The organism is Bartonella sp. AP9QHHD, from assembly GCF_042195625.1.
Lineage (GTDB): Bacteria > Pseudomonadota > Alphaproteobacteria > Rhizobiales > Rhizobiaceae > Bartonella.
In genome coordinates this window covers 147,378-169,118 of record NZ_JBHIOP010000082.1, presented here as the reverse complement: position 1 = coordinate 169,118, position 21,741 = coordinate 147,378, and the positions used below count along the sequence as shown (strand labels likewise).

Annotated in this window: 13 protein-coding genes; 8 read left to right on the top strand and 5 right to left on the bottom strand. The window is 37.4% G+C overall.

Going from position 1 to position 21,741, the window contains the following annotated elements; all coding sequences use genetic code 11:
* Complete coding sequence (locus tag ACFIK4_RS06260) at window positions 1-1,533, bottom strand: YifB family Mg chelatase-like AAA ATPase (RefSeq protein WP_375612798.1); 1,533 nt, start codon at window positions 1,531-1,533, stop codon at window positions 1-3.
* Window positions 1,534-1,941: 408 nt separating this feature from the next.
* On the opposite strand from ACFIK4_RS06260, the gene ACFIK4_RS06255 reads away from it, so the two are divergent.
* From ACFIK4_RS06255 to ACFIK4_RS06245, 3 genes are all read left to right on the top strand, one after another.
* Complete coding sequence (locus ACFIK4_RS06255) at window positions 1,942-3,906, top strand: autotransporter assembly complex family protein (protein WP_375628501.1); 1,965 nt, start codon at window positions 1,942-1,944, stop codon at window positions 3,904-3,906.
* Window positions 3,906-8,564, top strand: a complete 4,659-nt coding sequence (locus ACFIK4_RS06250; protein ID WP_375675470.1) for a translocation/assembly module TamB domain-containing protein — start codon at window positions 3,906-3,908, stop codon at window positions 8,562-8,564. Before ACFIK4_RS06255 ends, ACFIK4_RS06250 begins: the two co-directional genes overlap by 1 nt.
* Before the next feature lie 554 nt (window positions 8,565-9,118).
* Window positions 9,119-9,241, top strand: a complete 123-nt coding sequence (locus ACFIK4_RS06245; RefSeq protein ID WP_375611376.1) for a hypothetical protein — start codon at window positions 9,119-9,121, stop codon at window positions 9,239-9,241.
* A 761-nt stretch (window positions 9,242-10,002) separates the two neighbouring features.
* Here ACFIK4_RS06245 and ACFIK4_RS06240 read toward each other — a convergent pair.
* Both ACFIK4_RS06240 and infC read right to left on the bottom strand, forming a co-directional pair.
* Window positions 10,003-11,769, bottom strand: a complete 1,767-nt coding sequence (locus ACFIK4_RS06240; protein WP_375675467.1) for an ABC transporter ATP-binding protein — start codon at window positions 11,767-11,769, stop codon at window positions 10,003-10,005.
* A gap of 595 nt (window positions 11,770-12,364) precedes the next feature.
* A complete protein-coding gene (infC, locus tag ACFIK4_RS06235) occupies window positions 12,365-12,883 on the bottom strand; it encodes a translation initiation factor IF-3 (protein ID WP_026500140.1) in 519 nt (172 codons plus the stop codon).
* Between the two features lie 196 nt (window positions 12,884-13,079).
* On the opposite strand from infC, the gene ACFIK4_RS06230 reads away from it, so the two are divergent.
* The 3 genes from ACFIK4_RS06230 to dapE all read left to right on the top strand — a co-directional run bounded on the left by ACFIK4_RS06230 (window position 13,080) and on the right by dapE (window position 16,032).
* Complete coding sequence (locus ACFIK4_RS06230) at window positions 13,080-13,859, top strand: alpha/beta hydrolase (RefSeq protein ID WP_375612802.1); 780 nt, start codon at window positions 13,080-13,082, stop codon at window positions 13,857-13,859.
* A gap of 31 nt (window positions 13,860-13,890) precedes the next feature.
* Complete coding sequence (locus tag ACFIK4_RS06225) at window positions 13,891-14,637, top strand: M48 family metallopeptidase (RefSeq protein WP_375611379.1); 747 nt, start codon at window positions 13,891-13,893, stop codon at window positions 14,635-14,637.
* A 222-nt stretch (window positions 14,638-14,859) separates the two neighbouring features.
* Window positions 14,860-16,032 carry a succinyl-diaminopimelate desuccinylase gene (dapE, locus tag ACFIK4_RS06220; protein ID WP_375652392.1) on the top strand — a complete coding sequence of 391 codons (1,173 nt, stop codon included), beginning with the start codon at window positions 14,860-14,862 and terminating at the stop codon, window positions 16,030-16,032.
* Window positions 16,033-17,637: 1,605 nt separating this feature from the next.
* On the opposite strand, the gene hemW is transcribed toward dapE, so the two are convergent.
* Together hemW and rdgB are read right to left on the bottom strand one after the other, a co-directional pair.
* On the bottom strand, window positions 17,638-18,837 hold the full coding sequence (gene hemW, locus ACFIK4_RS06215; protein WP_375675464.1) for a radical SAM family heme chaperone HemW: 1,200 nt from the start codon (window positions 18,835-18,837) through the stop codon (window positions 17,638-17,640).
* Complete coding sequence (rdgB, locus tag ACFIK4_RS06210) at window positions 18,834-19,481, bottom strand: RdgB/HAM1 family non-canonical purine NTP pyrophosphatase (RefSeq protein ID WP_375675462.1); 648 nt, start codon at window positions 19,479-19,481, stop codon at window positions 18,834-18,836. The genes hemW and rdgB overlap by 4 nt, the downstream gene beginning before the upstream one ends.
* Before the next feature lie 364 nt (window positions 19,482-19,845).
* Between rdgB and hrcA the strand changes: the two genes are divergently transcribed.
* Together hrcA and grpE are read left to right on the top strand one after the other, a co-directional pair.
* On the top strand, window positions 19,846-20,916 hold the full coding sequence (gene hrcA, locus ACFIK4_RS06205) for a heat-inducible transcriptional repressor HrcA (RefSeq protein WP_273790224.1): 1,071 nt from the start codon (window positions 19,846-19,848) through the stop codon (window positions 20,914-20,916).
* 124 nt (window positions 20,917-21,040) lie between these two features.
* Window positions 21,041-21,703 (top strand): nucleotide exchange factor GrpE, encoded by a 663-nt coding sequence (gene grpE / locus ACFIK4_RS06200; protein ID WP_375611384.1) that lies wholly within the window; start codon window positions 21,041-21,043, stop codon window positions 21,701-21,703.
* Window positions 21,704-21,741: the final 38 nt, after the last annotated feature.

The following is a 21,741-nucleotide window of genomic DNA, read 5'->3' as shown; positions in this document are numbered from 1 at the left end:
TTAATTAAGGGCTGTTAATCTTTCTGCGCCTAGTCGATAGGAAATAGCTTCTGCGAGATGATAGCGTGAAAGAGTATCTGATCCGTCAAGATCAGCAATTGTGCGTGCAACTTTGAGAATGCGATGATAAGCGCGTGCGGAGAGGTGCATTTTTTCACTCACATCTCGTAAGAGTATGGTCGCACTTTTATCAGGAATGGCAATCTGTTCTATAATTTTGGCAGGGCAATCGCCATTGGTACGAATATGATCAAACCCCATTGTTGAAAAACGTTTAGCTTGAATGGTACGGCACCGTGCGACGCGTTTGGCAACGTCGCAGCTTTTTTCTGATTGTTCTGGTTGCATAAGGTCCATAGCCGTCAAAGCAGGGACATCAATCCGTAAATCAATTCGGTCAAGCAGAGGACCAGAAATACGGGACTGATAATCGATTTGACAGCGTATCCCTTTAGGGCAAACATGGTCTTTTTCGCCTGCCATACCACAACGGCAAGGATTCATTGCGGCAATAAGTTGGAAGCGAGCAGGATAGCTAATATGGTGATTAGCACGGGCGATAACTGACTCCCCACTTTCTAAAGGTTGACGAAGAGAATCAAGAACCCGTGGAGAAAATTCAGGCAATTCATCAAGGAATAACACACCATTATGAGCAAGGGAGACCTCTCCCGGTCGTCCTTTAAGCCCTCCACCAATCATTGCGGCCATGGAAGCAGAATGATGTGGGGAACGAAAGGGGCAATGAAGTGAAATGGTATTATGAACCGTTTCTCCTGTAATAGAAGCAATCAGAGAGACATCTAAAAGCTCACGGCTATCAAGAGGTGGCAAAATGGAAGGTAAGCGTTGCGCTAGCATAGATTTTCCAGCACCAGGGGGACCTACAAACAAAAGGTTATGGCGTCCAGCAGCACAAACTTCTAAGGCACGTTTGGCTGTTTTTTGTCCTTTGATTTCGCAAAGATCTGGAAGTTCAGTTTCGATAGTATATTGGCGCGGTTGTGGACGTTTTTGAATTTGGGTTCCTTTGAAATGGTTGACTATAGTGAGCAGAGTCTCTGGGGCAAGAATATTTATTTCTGCATTTGCCCATGCTGCTTCAGGTCCACATTGGAAGGGACAAATCAGTCCTTTATCGAGTGATAAAGCTGTCATGGCAGCTGGTAAAACACCATTAACGGCGGTAAGTGAACCATCCAGTGATAATTCTCCTAAAATGACATAGTCTTGAGCTACTTCGGGAGGGAGGATTCCCATAGCAAGCATTAAGCCTACGGCGATTGGCAAATCATAATGCGATCCCTCTTTAGGCAAATCAGCTGGTGCAAGATTAATCGTAATTCGTTTAGTAGGCATAGAAAGTCCACAAGCGTGGAGGGCTGCTTGTACACGTTCACGGCTTTCTGCAACTGCTTTATCAGCTAATCCAACAATAGCCATTCCTATTTTACCAGACGAAATCATAACCTGTACATCGACAGGGACTGCTTCTAGACCGCGAAAAGCAACAGTTGTAATACGTGCGATCATTTATTTATTTTCCCCCTTTAGACTTGGTAGAGACAATCATATCTATTTATAAAAATCAAGAAGCATCTCTATAGCTTTTTTTATAGAGAGAACTATATACGTGGGCAGTTTTTTAGCATTCCCATGGAAAGTCATTTGTACAAATTTAACCATGATGATATGGGACGCAATAAAACATTTATAATAAGCTAAATAAATATGTTAAGAAAAAAAGAATGAGGCTGTTCGTGTTATACAACAGTGCAAAATTTTATGAAAATATAAGGGGAGGATAACGTTATGTATCGCAGAGTGTTATTTGATGTGATAAAACGTGTAAAATGTGCAAAGTAATTATATTTACCTTTCTTATTTTTATATTATTTAAAGCGTAGTAGATGCAAAGTGTATTATAAGGTATCTGATTTTATGGTATACCAGACAAGAATTTTGTTAAAATCAGGGACTGTGCGCTGTGTATTTATAGGCTTGTGTTTTACTTTTTCTTTTCCACAGCCACTTGCTGCATTTGATTTTTTCGGCATCCCTTTTTTTGGTCAAAAGAAAACAAATTCTTCTTCACATTATACCAAAAGTACAGAGAAATTTTATAAAGTTGATGTTGTTGCACCGCCAGGTGCACCATTAGAAGGTATAAAAATAGTTAAATCTGTTTCTTCTCTTGTTGCTGATAAAGAGAAAGCATCCGCCAGTTCTTCTGGTTTGCTCGCCAAGGCGCGTTCAGATTATCGAGCAATTCTTTCTGCTCTTTATGCTGATGGACGCTATGGTGGTGTTATTAGTATTAAAATTAATGGCTTAGAAGTCGCTGATTTAAGTCCGGTAACTCAACTTCCAGCACAATCGAATATCGTTATTACAATTAATGCTGGTCCACAATATGTTTTTAGTATTGCCAATATTGATAAAGTAGCTCCGTTTGAAAAACGTAAAGCGCATAAAATGCCCACAATTGAAGAATTGGGCTATAAATTTGGGGCTATTGCTAAATCTGAAACCATTTTGAAAGCAGAAAAATGGGCGATAGAAGGATGGCGGCAACAAGGTTATGCTAAAGCTAAAATTATGAAGAGTGAAGTCGTGGCTGATCATGCTACATTGCGTGTTGAAGGACGGATTGTTGTTGGTCCTGGACAAAAGGCTTATTATGGTCCTTTAAGTGTGCGTAATATAAGTAAGAAACCACGTGTAGATTCAGCTTATATCGCGTGGATGACCGGATTGAAACCAGGGCAGATATACGATTCTGATGCGTTAGCTAAGGCAAATGAACGTCTTGCGCGCCTTGGTGTTTTTCGTGCTATCAATATACGTGAGGCTGATACTATTAATCTAGATGGTAGTTTACCGCTTGCACTTGTTGTACAAGAACGTAAACCGCGTCGTTTTGGTGTAGGCGGTAGCTATTCAACTTTAGACGGTGCTGGTTTTGAGACTTATTGGATGCATAATAATCTTTTGGGTCATGCAGAGACTCTTAAAATTGAAACAAAAATAAGTGGTGTTGGTAGCAATAAAAAGCAATCATATAATTTTAAAAATTTTGATTATCTTTTCGGTGGTACATTTGTAAAGCCCGGTGTACTCACGCCAGATACAGATTTCAGATCAGAATTAAAAATACAACAAGATGTTTTAGAAAATTATACGACAAAAGCCATCAAAGGAAAATTAGGTATTACGCATATTTTTAATGGTAATCTATCGGGACAGGCTGCTGTAGAAGTTTCAAATGGTTATTCACGTGATATCTATTTTGGGAGCCGTAATTTTACAACAATCGGTTTCCCTAGCGGCTTGATTTACGATAGTCGTAATAATAAGTTTAATGCAACAAAAGGTTTATATGGTGAAGTTTTCATTGAGCCTTTTTATGAGATGCGTTTTAGCAACTTTGTTGCAAAAGTAACAGCAGAAGGTCGTTCTTATTGGGCGTTGGATGAAGGGGATCGTTTTGTTGTTGCTGCGCGGGCAAAGCTTGGTACAATTCTTGGGAATGATACAGCACAAGTACCCGCAAATACGCTTTTTTTTGCTGGTGGTGGGGGCTCTGTTCGTGGTTATGCTTACCGTAATATTGGTATCAAAACAGAAAATGATGGGGTTGTTGGTGGACGGGCGCTTATTGAGGGGTCAGCAGAATTGCGTGTTTCTTTAAATGATAAAATAGGGTTTGTCAGTTTTCTTGATGGAGGTTTAGTAGGGAAAAAGGCGAATTTTGATTTTTCTCAAAAAATTAAATGGGGAGCCGGTATAGGAGGTCGTTATATGACGGGTCTTGGTCCTTTACGCGTTGATTTAGCCTTTCCTTTAAAGAGAGAGAAGGGTGACCCTCGCATTGGTTTTTATGTGGGTATAGGGCAAGCATTTTAATGAAAAAAGGTGTACGTTTATCAGCTTTCTTCTTTGTATTTTTGTTTTTTGGGGTGGGTAGTTTTGTTTTTGCGCAAAGAGGAGACATTCTTCCCTCTAGCGAAATGAAAACAGATGATCGCTCATGGTTTGTTTCTTTAATTGAACGAAAGCTTTCAGCGCCTAATCGTCAAGTTCGTTTACACAATATGCAAGGGACACTGTCTTCTCAAACATCAATTGATACTATTACTGTCAGTGATAAAAAAGGGGTTTGGCTTAAAATTACCAATGCTAAAATGGATTGGAATCGTCTAGCGTTGCTGAGAGGGCGGATGGATATTAACCAGCTTTCGGCAGAACAGGTTACATTTTTACGCAAACCGCAAGGCAATTCTTCTTTTGTTTCTTCCCTTGAGACTGGTAAATTCTCTTTACCAAAATTACTGCTTGCTCTTTCTATCAATACGCTTACAGCTCAACATGTGACATTTGAACAGAATCTTTTTGGTTTTTCTGCTGATATGTCCTTAAAAGGCAATTTCACCTTGGCTGGTGGTAATTTTGATGTCGATATAGCGGCGCATCGTTTAGATGCACCGGGTTCTTTTTCTGTTCTCACCAAGATATCTGATAGTAATCGTACAGCTCAAATTGATATTTCTGCTAACGAACCACAAAATGGTATTTTGGCGAATATTTTTAACATTGAACAACGTCCAGCATTAAGTCTCGTCGTGAAAGGTGATGGTACTTTTGATGATTTGGTTATCAAACTTTCTTTAGAGTCCGATCATCATTCTATTTTAGATGGTAATGTTATTCTTGCAAGTGTTCCAGAAGGACAGAGTTTTTCTACGAAATTAGAGGGAACACTGAGCCCTTTAATACCTGTTCAATATCGTAGTCTCTTCGAATCTGATATAACATTAAAAGCAAAGGCAAGAAGAACAAAAGAAGGTGTGACACACCTTGATCAGATGGTTATTCAGAACAAAGCAATGAATGTTATAGCCAATGCTGAAATAACCGCTGATGGATTCTTGCGACGGCTTTTTGTTGATGGCAAAATGGCTCTTGATAACGAAAAGAAGTCTATTCATTTACCTATATCAGAAGTGCCAAAACCTGCGAATACTCTTGCTTTGAACATTGACTATGGTCGCGAAGGTCAACAATCTTGGAATGGGCGGTTGGTTGTAAATCATTTAAGCAATAAAAATATTTATATTCGCGATGCAATTTTTGATATGGGAGGAGTAAGCGAAAATCTTGATAATGCAGCTTCTCGTCATGTTGGTGTTCAGGTTAAAGGGACGCTTCAAGGGGTTAAAAAGATTAAGGGAGCGTTAGTAGAAAATTTAAGCCAAGCGGTTCATGTGCATTTAGATACGGATATTGTTTCGAACAAACCAATTTTGATTCATGATCTGAGTGTTACGGCTCAGGGTTTTTCTTCTTGGTTAAAAGGGACAATGGAGAATTTTGTTTTTAAAGGCGATCTCGGTTTAAAAGCTCAAACATTAACTCCTTTGGAAGTGTTCAGTAAACAATCACTTTCTGGTAATGCAGATATTAAAGCCAAAGGAACGATCAGTTTATTGAGTGGCATTTTTGATCTCCAATTATCAGGAATGGCTGACGATATGAAAATAGGCGTGCAGTCTTTTGATCGTTTATTCAAAGGAAATACTACTCTTTCAGGTGGCACTGCTCGAAATACAAAGGGCTTCACTTTACGTCATTTTAATTTGAAAAATCAATATACAAATATAGAGGCTAATGGTTATTTTTCAGATGAAAGCGCTAAAATGGATCTATCTGCTCAAATATCTGATTTGTCCAAATTAGACTCAAAGATAAGCGGTGCACTTACAATTCAAAGTACGGCGAGAGGGCGCAATAGCCATATAAAACTAAATACACGTGCCCATATTTCTGAAGCATTAATTGTAGGGAAGAAACTTCAAAACACAACATTTAACATAGATGCATTTGTAGATAATACAGCACCAGTTACTTCTTTAACAGGGGTGGTAAAAGGTGAAGGAATTTTTGCTAAGAAACCTTTGCATTTATCGGCCTCTTTTGAAGATTCTCATAAAATTCGAAAACTTGAAAATATCGATATTAGAGGGGGAAGTGCAAAAATAACGGGTGATCTTTCTCAACAACTTGGCGGTTTTTTGAAAGGAGCGCTGCATATTGATGCCGATGATATTTCCGTACTTTCAGCGTTATTTTTGCAGGATGGTAGTGGAAAAGTAAAAGGAGATTTTATTTTTGATGAACAAAATGGCAGACAAAAAACCAATGTGAAGGCGCATGTTAACCATTTGAATTTTTCCAAGAATAAAATAAAAAAATTGGCAATAGATGCTGACATATTCGATCCTTTTGGCATGACTCAGTTTGAAGGAGTTATCAATGCAGAACATATTCAAACACCTTTGGTAATGGTCAATCGTTTAAATGCTCACGCTGATAGGAATAATGGACAAACGGTTTTTACTGTCCAGGCGATGTTGCATGATACTCTCAATGCAAGGCTTTCTGGTCGTTTAATGGTTGAGGAACTTCCAGAAAGTATAAAACGAGAAGTGCAAATTGAAGCTGTGGACTTAAAACAACATACTTTTCATGCAACATTGCCGAAGCCATCTATAATTTCTTTTGATAAAGATGGAATGACAATCAATGAATTAGGAATTGCAATAAATGGAGGCAACATCATTTTAGCAGGAAATATTCAAGATACCCTGAATTTACAACTTACAATGAATGCGCTTCCTGCTGCTTTAGTCAATCTGTGGAAATCCGATCTTGGAGCAGCAGGGAGTGTAACAGGGCAGGTTATGATTCGTGGTCATTTAAAAAAACCTGATATAACTTACGATATAAAAGGTGAGGGACTGACAACCGTTGCTTTTCAAGATAAAAAAATTATGCCTTTTTCTCTTTCTGCTACGGGAAATACTGTAGATCAAAATCTTACTTTGAATGCAAATTTAACAGGAGAAGGAGTACAAGCACAAGCTCAGGGGCGTGTATCTCTAGAGAAAAATGCGCTTGATCTTCATATTAATTTGCAAAATTTATCTGCACGTTTGGCGAATGGTTTTATTGCAGGACAAGCGCTTGATGGGACAGTGATAGGTAAAGTTGATATTGGTGGAACAATGAAGGATCCATCTGCTCATTTTGAGCTTTCTAGTCAAAATTTAACCGCTATGACGCATAAAGGACCGATGTCAATCAATATAAATGCTCGTGGTTCTTATAAAAAATCGACATTTCATATTGAAAATATGATAGCTACTGGAGATAAAGGATTAGATCTTTCCATCCATGGGCCTGTATCTCTTAATGGTTCAGAGGCAAAATTAAACGTTAAAGGGATAATGCCTCTTGATTTTGTTAATCTCTTATTAGCTAAGCGTGGTGCACATATAACGGGTACAGCAAGAATTGATACAGCTCTTAATGGGTCATTATCAAAGCCACAATTGATAGGAAATATTTCTATAGGCGACGGTAGCTTTTTTGATTCACAAACAAATGTAGGATTAAATAATATAACGATTGAAGGCAAATTGAAAGGTGATCATATCCTTATAGAAAAAGCTTCAGCTTCTTCGTTTGAGGGGGGAGGAATTTCTGCTTCAGGTCGTATCTCTAATGGTCTAGAGACAGATTTGATATTTCATCTTGATAATGCCAATTATAATGATGGTTCTATGATTCTGGCAACATTATCAGGTGAGATGACAATGACAGGTCATTTTTTAAATAGTCTTGTTCTTGGTGGTGATATCATCGTTGAAAAAGCTGAAGTTTTTGTTCCTGATCATTTTAAAAGTGCCAAGTTTCTTGATGTTAGAAATAAGAATTTAACTAAATCGATTCAAACAACACTTGAACGTGCTGATGTTAAGAACACGAACAAAAGCAAAAGCCGTATAGTTACACAAGAATCTTCATCTGTCGTGCTATCAAACATGCGTATTACAGCACGCAATCAATTTTTTGTACGCGGAAAAGGCTTAGATGCTGAACTGGGAGGACGCATTAATCTAGCAGGTCCATTGAATGATGTGCATCCAGTTGGTGAATTTAGAATGATTCGTGGACGTTTTGATATCCTGTCGCAACGTCTTAATTTTGATCAAGGACAAGCGAGTTTTAGTGGTAATCTTAATCCTACGGTTTATTTTGTAACCAACAATAACAGTGGTGATATTCGTGTCACTGTAACTGTAAGTGGGACGGTTGATAATCTTGATATTAATTTTTCATCACAACCAAATTTGCCCCAGGATGAGATTTTGGCGCGTTTGATTTTTAATCGCTCTCTTAATGAATTATCACCATTTCAGATTGCTCAACTTGCAGCAGCAGCGGCTGATCTTGCAGGTAGTTCTAATACATCTTTGTTGAATACTTTACGAACTAAAATTGGACTTGATGATCTTGATGTTATCGTTAATGAGAAGGGGAATACAGGCTTACGTATTGGACGCTACATACACAATAATATTTATTTGGGTTTTGAAGCAGGGTCTGATGGAACGACGAAAGGGACAATTAATTTAGATATTTCGCGTCATCTCAAAGCTAAAGGTGCCATAGGAAATGAACAAAATTCTAGTATAGGTCTCTTTTATGAAAGAGATTATTAAAGATTGAATTTACAAAAAACAATTTCTTCGTTTTTTGTCTCTCATTTCTAAATCTGAGGAAGGAGGCATAGACTAGAAATCCTATAAAAGAAGAAGCTTTTTGTTGAGGCGTGAAGAGATATATCTGAAATATTTGATTTTTGTTATGCTATTCTCTAAAGGGACAAAATCTTCACGAAAGATAGTATGTTATTTTGCTGCTATATATTTATTTTAGAGAAATACCTTACCTTGTTTTCAAGCCCATATCGTGCTGTTGCCTAAAGAATGGAGTGTGTGCAATATATTGATTTATAAAGATAATTTATTGTTATTCAACTTGAATTAGAACTTTGAATATCGTACGAATCTCTTTCGTATTGAATCAATCAAAATCATTCGGCTTGTATGCTACAAGCGGAGAATCCTGTGTGGATAAAACTATTAAGAAATAACTAAAAATGCCTCTTATGAATCATCTCGAGAGCTAAGAGCTGTCGCAACATTAGGGACTGGCAGAATAGTGTGAGTGGTGCCGGCTTGTTACTCCATAAGCGTAAAGATAGAGGGGGTTAATGGATTTATCGTTATACAATTCACGAATGTTATTGCGAATGGGCTTAGGGAAGACTTTGAGAGAGGTCTCTTTAAAACAAGTACGTGAATTTGCAACACAATGGCATTCTGTTTTTACGTGAAGGACATGATTCCATTAAAGAACGTGATAAACAAAAGCGTTAAGCGGAGAATTCATAAGATATCGATTTTATTGTCAAACGCATTTAAAGCAATATTTTTTAATAATAAAAATTACCTATTATTTTAGATTTTGTTTATTGTGTCTGGAATAAGATCACTTTTCTTATAACGAATAGCTCCCCAAACAGAATACTCCAAAATATAACATTATTGTGTTGCAAGTTTATGTACTTGTTTTAAAGGAACATTTCTCAGTGTGCGCTTGAGTCTATTTCATAAGATTGCTTGTGAAATGGTATAAAGTATCTCTTATGAATGGTATAAAATCTACACTACCGTTATTAATAAAGGTATAAGTATTTACTAAAGCTATAAGCCGGCATTATCATTCTATTTTCCAGCTTCTCATGTTGCTGACAATCTTTTCATTTGAAAGTGTAGAGGTATTTTTATTGCTTATCTTAAGAGTTTTTATGCATATACCAATATCTCTTATAACGTACAACAAGCGCTTTTGATTGATTCATCATAAATATAAAGAAAATTTGCAATAAGCAAATTACATCTTATCTTTTGCATTCAACAAAACAACGAGTAAAGTTTTCATCTAAATCCAAGAATTTTATTTTCAATAAACCATAAATTCTTTACCACTTCTTGATTGAAGTAATGCTTTTTCTTGATAACAAGTCTTTTTTTATAAATGGAGCATTACCTTCTATCCATTTTTTATTTCAAATCTTATTTAAGGATCTAGAAATTAGGGGGTATGTTTTTTGAACTGGATATTATGAAGTTTTTTATAAAACCCATGTTCTTTTGCTAGCAATTCTTTTTGAGTACCTTGTTCAATCAGTTGTCCATTTTGTATGACCACAATTTTATGAGCACGAGCAATCGTTGAAAGGCGATGAGCAATAATGATCGTTGTGCGTCCTTTAGTAAGGTGATGAATAGCTTCATTAATTTGTGCTTCGGTGTGTGAATCGAGCGCACTTGTTGCTTCATCAAGAATCAGAATTTCACTATCGTGAATCATTGCTCTAGCGATAGCGAGTCGTTGTTTTTGCCCCCCTGAAAGATTACAGCCATTATCACCTATCTGTGTATCATAACCATTTGGCAAACTCATAATAAAGTCATGAGCATTTGCTGCTTTTGCTGCTTCGATAATTTCGTCATCACTAGCCCCTTCTTTTCCAAGCCCGATATTATATTTAACAGTTCCTTGAAAGAGAAAAGTATCCTGTCCTACATAGGCCATCAGGTTTCTCAGAGAGCGAAATGTTGTGTAGCGAATGTCTTGATCATTAATCAATATGCGTCCTTTTGTGGGGTCATAGAGGCGCATAATAAGGTTGATAAGGGTTGATTTTCCCGAACCGGATGGTCCCACCAATGCTGTCATTTTTCCGGCTTTTATTTCTAGGTTGATGTCTTTCAATATCATTTTGTTATTAGTGTATGCAAAAGAAACATGTTCGAAACGAATAGTTCCTTGCGTTTTATTCAGATCTTTAGCTTCTTTATGTTCTACAACTGTAAGGGGACAATCGAGTATTTCAAACATCGTACGGATATTGACCAAGCCAGATTCAATTTTAACACGTACATTTGCTAGTCTTTTTGCGGGTTCATAAGCTAAAAGTAAAGCAACAATAAAGGACATAAATTCACCTTGAACACCTGCGCGTTGGGTTGCAAGATAACCGGAAAAACAAATAATACCTGCAATGGCAACACCCGTGAGTGTTTCCATAATTGGATTGGTAATAGCTTCGAGTGTTGCAATACTGTTTGTTTGTTTTTCAACATCACAAATGGCTTTGTCCATCCGTTTTTTCATGACGTCTTCTAGTGAAAAGGCCTTGATGATTCGAATACCAACAGCCGTTTCCTGTACGATTTTGATAATTTCACCAAGTGAAAGGAGCTCTTTTTCCATCAAGCTGCGAACGCGTTTTAAAGCCATTCGAACGCCTAAAAAAGCTAGTGGTCCTACAATTAAAGTAATGGAGATTAACACAAAGTTTTGAATGAACATGACAAGCAACAGACCACTAACGGAAAGCAAATCACGTACAAAAGTTGTGATAATAGTATCAATTATATTACGTACGGCTGTCGCGTTATGAGTTACACGAACAAGAAGATCAGATGAAGTGTTATTATGATAAAAAGAGACTCCTTGTTCCATAAGTCGTGCAAAAATTTTACGCTGTTGTTCAGCAATGATACTATTGCCTGCTTTGTTTAGAAAGTAAGTTTGGAAAAAAGTTGCAACTCCTTTGAGAATAAAGATAAAAGCAATGAAGCTAGAAATCAAAACAATCATAGGAAAATTTTGTGCATCAATAATCTGATTAACAACATCCCGCATAATCCATGCACTGGTTGCTGTGGTACAAGAAATGATGATCATTGAGAAGATAGCCGCACTGTACCAACGCATATGTTTACGAAAATTTTCTCGCAAAAGGCGGATAATAAGATGTTTGTCAAAAGAGGAAATTTGTTTTTTAGCCATGAAGAGCTTCTATATTCTCTCATTATTTTATGCAAGATTGAAACACTCTTAATTAAAAAGCCCCTTAATCTTTTTTACAAAAATAGCTTTTTCTTTCAAGGTTCATCACATCAATTTCACGACGGTGAGAGTGAAGAATGTAGTGCAAAGTTTCTGTGAAAGGTATAACGAAAATTCGTTGTTCATCATTATTTTTAGTTTTCAATAAAAGGTACCGGCGAGTTTCTCTATTGTATTTACCAATTTCCATATTGTGATAGTCTTTGGCACTTGAAATGGTTCACAAAAAACATTTCTGCTTTTTTAATAATTTTATGTATCATCTCCATTTGTGATGTGTAAGCAAACAATTTTGCCGCATTGCATGATAAGAGAGATTGAAATAAGAAGACCTTACAATGTTTGAGCTTTCTCATTAATATGCAAAATAACGAATTCTTCTTATAAATTGATAAAGCATTATTAAACTCTTAAAAGGATTTATACACGCTTATAAAACCCCTAAAAGCACCACAACAAATTCCATGTGGTGCTTCTAAATTATAGCTATACGCTCATTTGATGAATTGCATGCGAATATTATTCCAATGCAAAACTATTTAGGTGCTATCACCATCATCATTTGCCGGCCTTCAAGCTTTGGCTCCAATTCGATTTTGGCAATTTCACTTGTATCTTCTTTCACACGCTGAAGAAGCTTTAATCCAAGATCTTGGTGAGCCATCTCACGACCACGAAAACGCAAAGTAATCTTTACTTTATCACCATGATCAATAAAGCGATGAACAGCCTTGAGTTTAACTCCATAATCATGGACATCAACATTTGGGCGCATCTTAATCTCTTTGATTTCGATGACTTTTTGCTTCTTACGTGTTTCAGCAGCTTTTTTTTGGGTTTGATATTTTAATTTTCCCAAATCGATGATTTTACATACAGGTGGCTCCGCATTTGGTACAATTTCAACCAAATCAAGTCCCGCATCTGCAGCCATAGCAAGAGCTTCTTGTATCGCAACAACTCCCTGATGTTGTCCCTCATCATTGATAAGCTGAACATGAGGTACCCGAATATCCTGATTTGAACGTGGTCCGTCTTTTTGGGTAGGTGTCATTTTAAACGGTTTACGAATGGTTTATGCTCCTTAAATTTTGATTCAACTACAGTTAATTTAATATACAATTATGTACCTAAAAACAACTATAATTCGTGTTATTTTCATTATTTGATTTATTACTTTTTGGAATGATTTAGATTATAAAAGTTTTTCTCTTAATTTAAAGAAATTGTTTTATAGAGGATAAAAAATCATGGATCAAAATATTCCTTGTCAGTTTTTTTCATTTGAGAACACCGCACTTGCAGTACGCTATCGCAAGGGGCGCCAATCTCCAGGTTTGGTTTGGCTTCCTGGCTATCAATCCGATATGTTAGGAAGTAAGGCAACGTTAGTTGATCAGTTTGCTCAGAAGAATGATTTGTCTTGTTTACGTTTTGATTATTCTGGACATGGAGAATCTGAAGGTGATTTTTTTCAAGGAACAATTTCGCGTTGGGTTAAGGAAAGTTTAGCGACTTTTGAAACCTATTGTGAGGGTCCACAAATTTTGATTGGTTCCTCTATGGGGGGGTGGATTGCGCTAAGGCTTGCAATGATGCTAGCACAGAAAAATAAGAAGCTTGCTGGCATGATATTGATTGCTCCAGCACCTGATTTTACACAAACATTGGTGGAACCAAAATTAGGCCCAGAAGAATGGAAGATTTTGGAGGAGAAAGGCTATATTGAACGACCTGCAGTTGATGATACAGAGCCAATGCCCTTTACAAAAACATTGATTGAAGATGGGCGCGAAAATTGTGTTATGAAAGGATGCATTGATGTTGGATGTCCAGTCCATATTCTACAAGGGATGGAAGATGAAGATATCCCCTATCAGCATACATTGACTTTACTTGATCATTTACCTCTCCATGATGTAACATTGACACTTGTTCGTGATGCGGATCATCGCTTTTCTCGTCCACAAGATTTAGATTGCCTTGAAACAGTATTGAGATCTTTTATTAATCAGATTAATGCAAAGTAAGGGGTACATTTATTGATGAAGATAAAAATATATGAGCATTTCTAAACAGCATTTTATTTTTTCTGAGCGCTCTGTACCTGTACGGGTGCGGGAAAATAAGTATGCGCGCCGTCTTACCTTACGTATTGATGCCAGAAGTCAGGAGATTTGTGTAACAACACCACCAGCAATAAATCTCTATGCGGTTGAAAATTTTATTGAAAAGCATCGATCTTGGATTGAGGCACGTCTTGCTCATGTACAAATCTCTCATAAAAATGCTTATCTCAAAGAGGGGGCGACAATTCCCTTATTGGGTGTTTCTCATACCATAAAGCATAGAGAGGGACGTGGGGTAACAGAAATCATTACAGCAGATGCGGAGCAAGGGCCTGAAATTATTGTTTATGGTCAATTAGAATATCTCCCAAGACGCATTGCTGACGTTTTGAAAAAACAAGCGGCGCTTATTATAACGCCTTTGGTGGCACATTATGCTCATCAGGTAGAGCGTAAAGTCAAATCCATTTGTTATAAAGATACGAGAAGTCGTTGGGGCTCTTGTTCAATCGATAAGCGTCTTTCTTTTTCTTGGCGCCTTATTATGGCACCAAAAGAAGTTGTTGAGTATGTTGTTGCCCATGAAGTTGCTCATCTTGTTGAAATGAATCATGGGCCAAGATTTTGGGCTCTTTGTGAAGAGCTATGTCCTGATAGTAAAACATATCGTGCTTGGTTGAAAGAAAATGCTCCTAGACTGCATGCAATTAATTTTGATTCATATAATTTAGAGGCGTAAAAAACTTTCAAATGAAGGCAATATTTAACGGAACTTTTTGTTGAGTGTTTTGTTGAGTGTGTGCTTGCTCATGCATAATGAGGAAGCCATTGAAGCTCTCAGCACGATTGTTCTCCCCTGCTTGGTTTGCTGAGTGTCTTCAATGTTTTGCTTTATCTTTTTTGTAATTCAGCGTAATAACCCTAAGTTCCGATGACTTATAAAAAAATGGGAAGGTTTTTTATGTCTGTTCTTACAGATCCACTTCAGCTATTACAGGCACTTATTCGTTGTCCTTCTGTTACACCTCATGAAGCAGGGGCTTTATCAACTTTGGAACAATTTTTGAAAAAAATGGGATTTCACGTCGATCGCCCTGTTTTTACGGATAAAAATACAGATAATGTTGAAAATCTTTATGCAAAAATGGGAAGTGAAGGACCCCATCTTATGTTTGCGGGTCATACGGATGTCGTACCGCCAGGTGCATTGGAAGATTGGACTTACCCACCTTTTGAAGCTGTTATAGATCAGGGGAAATTATATGGGCGGGGTGCTGTTGATATGAAGGGTGGTATCGCTTGTTTTATTGCGGCTCTAGCGCGAGTTCTTGAGAAACGACCCATTAAAGGAAGGGTAAGCCTTTTAATTACTGGTGACGAAGAGGGGCCTGCTGTTAATGGTACGGTAAAACTTCTCAAATGGGCAGAAAAAAAAGGCGAAAAATGGACTGCGGCTCTTGTGGGAGAACCAACAAGCGTAAAGACTGTTGGTGATATTATCAAAATTGGTCGCCGCGGATCGATTTCTGGTGTCATTACCGTGAAGGGTCGTCAAGGTCATGTTGCTTTTCCAGAGAGGGCTGCCAATCCCTTGCCTTTGGCAAGTAAGCTTATTCAAGCATTGACACAAACCGTTTTAGATAAAGGGACAGAAAATTTTCAACCCAGTAATTTAGAGCTAACAAGCATCGATACCGGTAATTTAGCGGTCAATGTTATTCCAGCGCAGACAACAGTTCATTTTAATATACGCTACAATGATCTTTGGACAAAAGAAACACTGATGAAGGAAATTGAAAAGCGTCTTGCTTTGGTGCAATCAAAAAACAATGGTGACCAATATCCCTCTTATCAGCTTGAATGGATTCCAAGTTTAGGAGATGTTTTTTTGACCAAAAATGATAAACTCATTCAAACTTTATCCAATGCTATTAAAAGTGTAACAGGGAATATACCAGAATGTTCCACTTCTGGTGGTACTTCAGATGCACGATTTATTAAGGATTATTGCCCAGTGGTCGAATTTGGCTTACCGGGGCAAACGATGCATATGGTAGATGAGTGTGTAGCCCTTGATGCAATAGAAACACTTACTACTATTTATGAGCGTTTTATTATTGAATTTTTTGCATAAAGAAAAGGTTGCTGGTTCAAAAATACCTTTATCTTGTTGTGCCATAAGATATTGCCATTTATGGTGTGGTGATACGAGACTCGTAAAACTTAATATATTAAGTAGTCTTAGAGTAAGTAATGAATATTCTTAAGTTGGGATTCTTGCCTGTAGAGTCTTTAAGTTAAGTGAATTACATAATTGAAAAGCCAAAAGAGACCTGCTTGAAGAAGCAGAACTGTTTAGACCATATTGGATTGAAAATATTCGTTCTTTAAGGTGTAGAAAGGCGGTGCAATCATATATGGAAAACAATGAATATTATATCATCATTGTGTAGTGACAGGTTGAAGCCATGAAGACACACAAAAACATGCTGCTATTGTAAAAAGTTCGTACAACATAAATGCGCTCATTCACAGCTCATGTTTTAATATGGTTTCTGAGCTCTCACAAAAGGCACTTCTTGTTCCAATTAGACTCTCTTAGAATAAAGACTATAGGAAAAGCGCTTTAAGTTTATTTTATTTCATATATTTTGCTCTGCTTTTTTTGTCCCCAAGAACTTCCGTTGCAATATCATTACGAGATAGAAGGTGAGGTTATTTAATCAGCTTTAATATTGGTTATGATAAAGGTACACAGAAATTCTTTTGTAGCATCACGTTGACTTCTTTAGCCAAGGATTGTCCTAGTATTATTCTCAATTTTTTAATTAAATAACTTTAAAGGACGCGTATAGACACTTATAAGCATATACGCATACAAGTAAGATCATATGAGATTAACATCGTTTCACTCGCTAACAAAGCAATACCGATTCATATTTAGTATATTTGTCATTTGAGTGCATTATTTGTTTAGTAAAGCTCATGATGTTGCTGTTACCTATAAATTAATACCGATCATACGGCCGCGTATCTCAAATAAATATTGGTTCAGTATTTTTTGCGATAACAGCTTTTACATGCCAGAATAGGATAAAAGCATTGTGTATATCTATTTTTTATAATCTCTGAAACAGACATACAAACATAACCTCATTGAGGGAAAATATAAAAGGTATAAAGGTGAAAATCAGCGTGCTTTTTTTACTTTCTTTTTTATTCGGCTTTACGGTTTTCAAAAGTAACTAGAGTAATATCTTTTTAAATAATCAGAGACTGATGCATGGCTTCATGCTTATTTCTCTGGTTCTTTAAATGGTGCCACGATTTCATAAAGAACAATACATTATCGTATTATGCATTCACATACTTGTTTTAAAGAAATTTTCTCAATGTTTGTCACATTTGTGCTACTACGGTGCTTATGAATGTTGTAATATAAAATCTATAATGCCTCCCCATCTTTATGTTTATGAAAAATAAAGTTAGAGCACCATACACTTTCTAGCTCAAAATATTGCAATAGCTTTTAGCACTTAAGAGTGTTCATAAGAGGCCTTTTTACTCCTTTTTTATAGTTTTTATCCACATGCTTCTCCCTTTTTAAGGTGTAAGCAAATGGCGGTAACTAGCTTGCTATAAATAGTTTTGAAATGAGAGAATCTCACGATATTCTAATCTCACCTTTGCTGTGAAAAATGATAATTATGATTAAAATAAGTATGTTGTTATAAAAACTTTAGTTTGCGAGTTGGCTGATGATGTGATCAAGAACAATACGTCCTTTGGTTGTTGCTTTTAAGCGTTGGTTATCCACCATTTCTATCAATTCTTGGTGTTGTAAATCGATCAGTTTTTCCATTGGAATGCGTTTAGGGCTTAAGGTTTCATAGCGTATAAGTTCTAAGCCTTCGCAAAGGCGTAATCCCATAAGGAGCATTTCATTTGCCTGTTGTTCAGTGGTTAAATGTTCCGTTTCAATACAGCCATGTCCTGTTGTTTCTACCAAATTAAGCCACTGTTCGGGATGCTTTTCATTTATTGTGACATAACGTTCGCGGTTTTCAAGGTGTGATGACAATGTTTTTGAACAGAAAGAGGAATGATTCGGTGTATGCTCAATGAAACGTCCATGTGCTCCTGGACCAAAGCCTGCATATTGGTGATAACGCCAATAAAGAAGATTGTGTGCTGATTCGGCACCGGGCATTGCATGGTTTGAGATTTCATAGGCAGGAAGTCCATGTAGTGCCGTTATTTCTTGAGTAAGATGATACAGATCTGCTGCTAGCTCTGATGGGGGAAGGATAAGTCTTCCTGCATCATGAAGCCGTTTAAAGGCGGTTCCTTCTTCGATCGTCAATTGATAAAGAGAAAGATGGTCCGCTGCTAAATCAATTGCTTGTACAAGTTCAGATTTCCATTGTTCAAGGGTTTGTTCGGGGCGGGCATAAATGAGATCAAAAGATAAACGTGGAAAAATTTGCCGTGCTAAAGTAATAGCGCAAAGAGCTTGTTCCACATTATGGAGTCGGCCAAGTTTGCGCAATACTTTATCATTGAGCGCTTGTATCCCTAGAGATAAGCGATTAACACCTGCCGCACGGTATCCACGAAAGCGCTCTGCTTCCACACTGGATGGATTAGCTTCTAATGTAATTTCAACTTTATCATCGACTACCCATTTTTTTGCAAGTGCTTGCAATAGGGCATCGACAGTTTGCGGCTCCATAAGGGAAGGGGTTCCTCCACCAATAAAAATACTTGTAATATGGCGTGGGCCTATTTTGTGGTATTGCGTTTCTATTTCGCGCTTAAAGGCGGTGACAAAACGTGGTTGATCAACACCATGGATGCGAACATGCGAATTAAAGTCACAATAAGGACATTTAGCTACACAAAAGGGCCAATGAATGTAAATGCCAAAAGGTTCATTCATGAGAATGCTAAAAGGTTTTCTGCCAAAAGTTTGAAAGCACGTGCGCGATGTGAAAGAGGGGGAAGATCATTACGTTTCCAGTTGTGTTTTTGCTCTGTTGACATTTCTCCAAAGGTATTTTCATATCCATCGGGTAAAAAAATAGGATCAAAACCAAAGCCTTTATCTCCCCGTGGAGGCCAAATGAACGTTCCTTCAACGCATCCACGGAAGTAATCTGCATGAGCATCAGGCCATGCAATGCAAATGACGGATATAAAACGGCATTTCCGTTGACTTTTTTCTCGTGCTCCGACTTTTTGGAGTTCATTTTCTATTTTTTTCATAGCTTTTGGAAAATTACGTGTACCATCGGCTTGAATTGCCCAATCAGCGGTATAAACGCCTGGCGCACCCTCCAATGCATCTATCTCTAAGCCTGAATCATCAGAGAGGGCAGGAAGTCCTGTTTTTTTTGCTGCTGAAAAAGCTTTAATATAAGCATTTTCTTCAAATGTTTTTCCCGTTTCTTTTGGTTCTGGCAAGCCCAGTTTTTTTGCCGATTGTATTATTAAACCGAAAGGCGTAATTAAAGTAGTGATTTCATGCAATTTTCCGGTGTTATGTGTAGCAATGACAAGTTTTTTATCTGCTATGCTTCTCATATAGATTTCTCCAAAAATGAAAGGGGAATTATTTTTGTGCTAAAAACGGTTTAAATGCTCATACACACACATTCTGCTTGCTCTAAAGGGTGAAATTTTCTATTTACAGCGGTTTTTAATCAATCTAGATTCTCTTGACAAGTCCCTACAGCAGACCACTTTACAGATCAATTCTTAATCTTAAATATTTCTCACACACTCTAACAAAAATATTTCCTGCGTAATTTATCAAGCATCACTCTGAAAGGTAGCATTTTACAGCTCAATAGGATAATATGTTTTTATACTACTTTAGACTATTTGACCAAACCTTGGCAAAACTTATATAAGAGATGAGGATTTTAAAAGTAGTGAAACAATTGTGATGAAGCACAAAACTATTGATAATGAACTAAAATATCTTGATGAACGTTCGCGTGATATTTTTCGCCATATTGTTGAAGCTTATCTTAATGATGGTGAACCTGTAGGATCACGGAATCTTTCGCGGCTTTTACAACAGACATTATCGCCTGCGACGATTCGCAATGTGATGAGTGATCTTGAACACCTCGGTTTGATTTATGCACCACATGTTTCTGCGGGTCGAATGCCAACACAATCAGGTTTACGCTTTTTTGTTGATGCATTTATGGAAGCGGGTGATTTGCCAAACGAAGAGCGAGAAAATATTGAAATGCAAGTCAAAGAGGCTGGTCATGCACAATCGGTTGAACATTTTCTTGTTCAAGCAAGCCGAGTTCTTTCAGATCTTTCACGTGGGGCAGGGCTTGTTTTAGCAACAAAACAAGAAGGAACATTGAAACATATTGAATTTGTGCGCCTTGATAGGGAGCACGCTCTTGCCGTTTTGGTGACTCAACAAGGTGAAGTTGAAAATCGTATTGTTCATTTACCAGAAGGGGTTACCCATGCACAATTGACGGAAGCAACGAATTTTCTCAATGCCCATATTCAAGGGCGTACATTGAGTGAAGCTAAAGGGGAAATTGCCCGCTTATGCGCAGAAACAAGGGCCGCACTTGATGATTTATCACATCATCTTGTTGAAACGGGATTAGCTCTTTGGGGAGGAGAAGATGCTGATCATAAAATACACCTCATTGTTCGCGGGCGTAGCAATTTACTTGAAGATGTGAAAGCAGAAGAAGATTTAGAACGGTTACGCCATTTGTTTGATGATCTTGAAACGCGCGAGAGTATGGCACAGCTTCTCGATTTAACGGATGAAGGTTCTGGGGTTAGAATTTTTATTGGTTCAGAAAATAAGTTATTTTCACTTTCTGGTTCTTCTTTAGTTGTAGCACCTTATCGAGATTCACAACAAAGAGTCATTGGTGCTTTAGGTGTTATTGGTCCTACACGGCTTAATTATGCAAGGATTGTGCCCATGGTTGATTATACAGCTCAACTTGTGTCACAGTTATTGCGTTAAAACGATGCAAGTAAGTATTTGTACTATAAAAGCTCATTGTATTATATACATCGCTACCCCTTGATTTTTGTCTGTAGAATTTCGATATCGAGAATAACGAATCTTATGAAGGAATAAAATTTTTATGTCTGATGAAAAAAACAAATTTACTGACGCTTCATTTGAAAATTGTGATTTAAAAAATCCAGCTGATCGTAATACACTTAAACAGGCAGCCGATGAATTTTTAAAAACACATAAAACAGAGGAACACGAAGTCGTTGAAACAGAAAGCAATGAGGTTAGTGATCTTTTAGCGTCTTTGCAGGATGAAAATAAAGAACTGAAAGATCAGCTTTTACGTCTTGTTGCAGATATGGAAAATCTTCGACGCCGTACTATGCGAGATGTGGCGGATGCAAGAGCTTATTCCATTGCTAATTTTGCACGGGATATGTTATCGGTTTCTGACAATCTCAATCGTGCTTTGGAAGCTATTCCAGAAGGTGCACGGGAGAGTGATGCTGGTTTGAAATCATTGGCAGAAGGCGTTGAAATGACTGAACGTGCCATGATGGCAGCATTAGAACGTCATGGGGTGCAAAAAATTCATCCAGAGGGGCAAAAATTTGATCCTCACTTTCATCAAGCGATGTTTGAAATTCCCAATGCTGATGTTCCAGATAATACTGTTCAACAAGTGGTTCAGGCAGGTTATATTATCGGGGAAAGGGTACTACGTCCAGCTATAGTGGGTGTAGCTAAAGGAGGAGCAAAAGAAGCTTCTGTTGAAGCTGATTCGGCTTAAAACACATCAATAATAAATCTCCAACATAAAATGCAGTA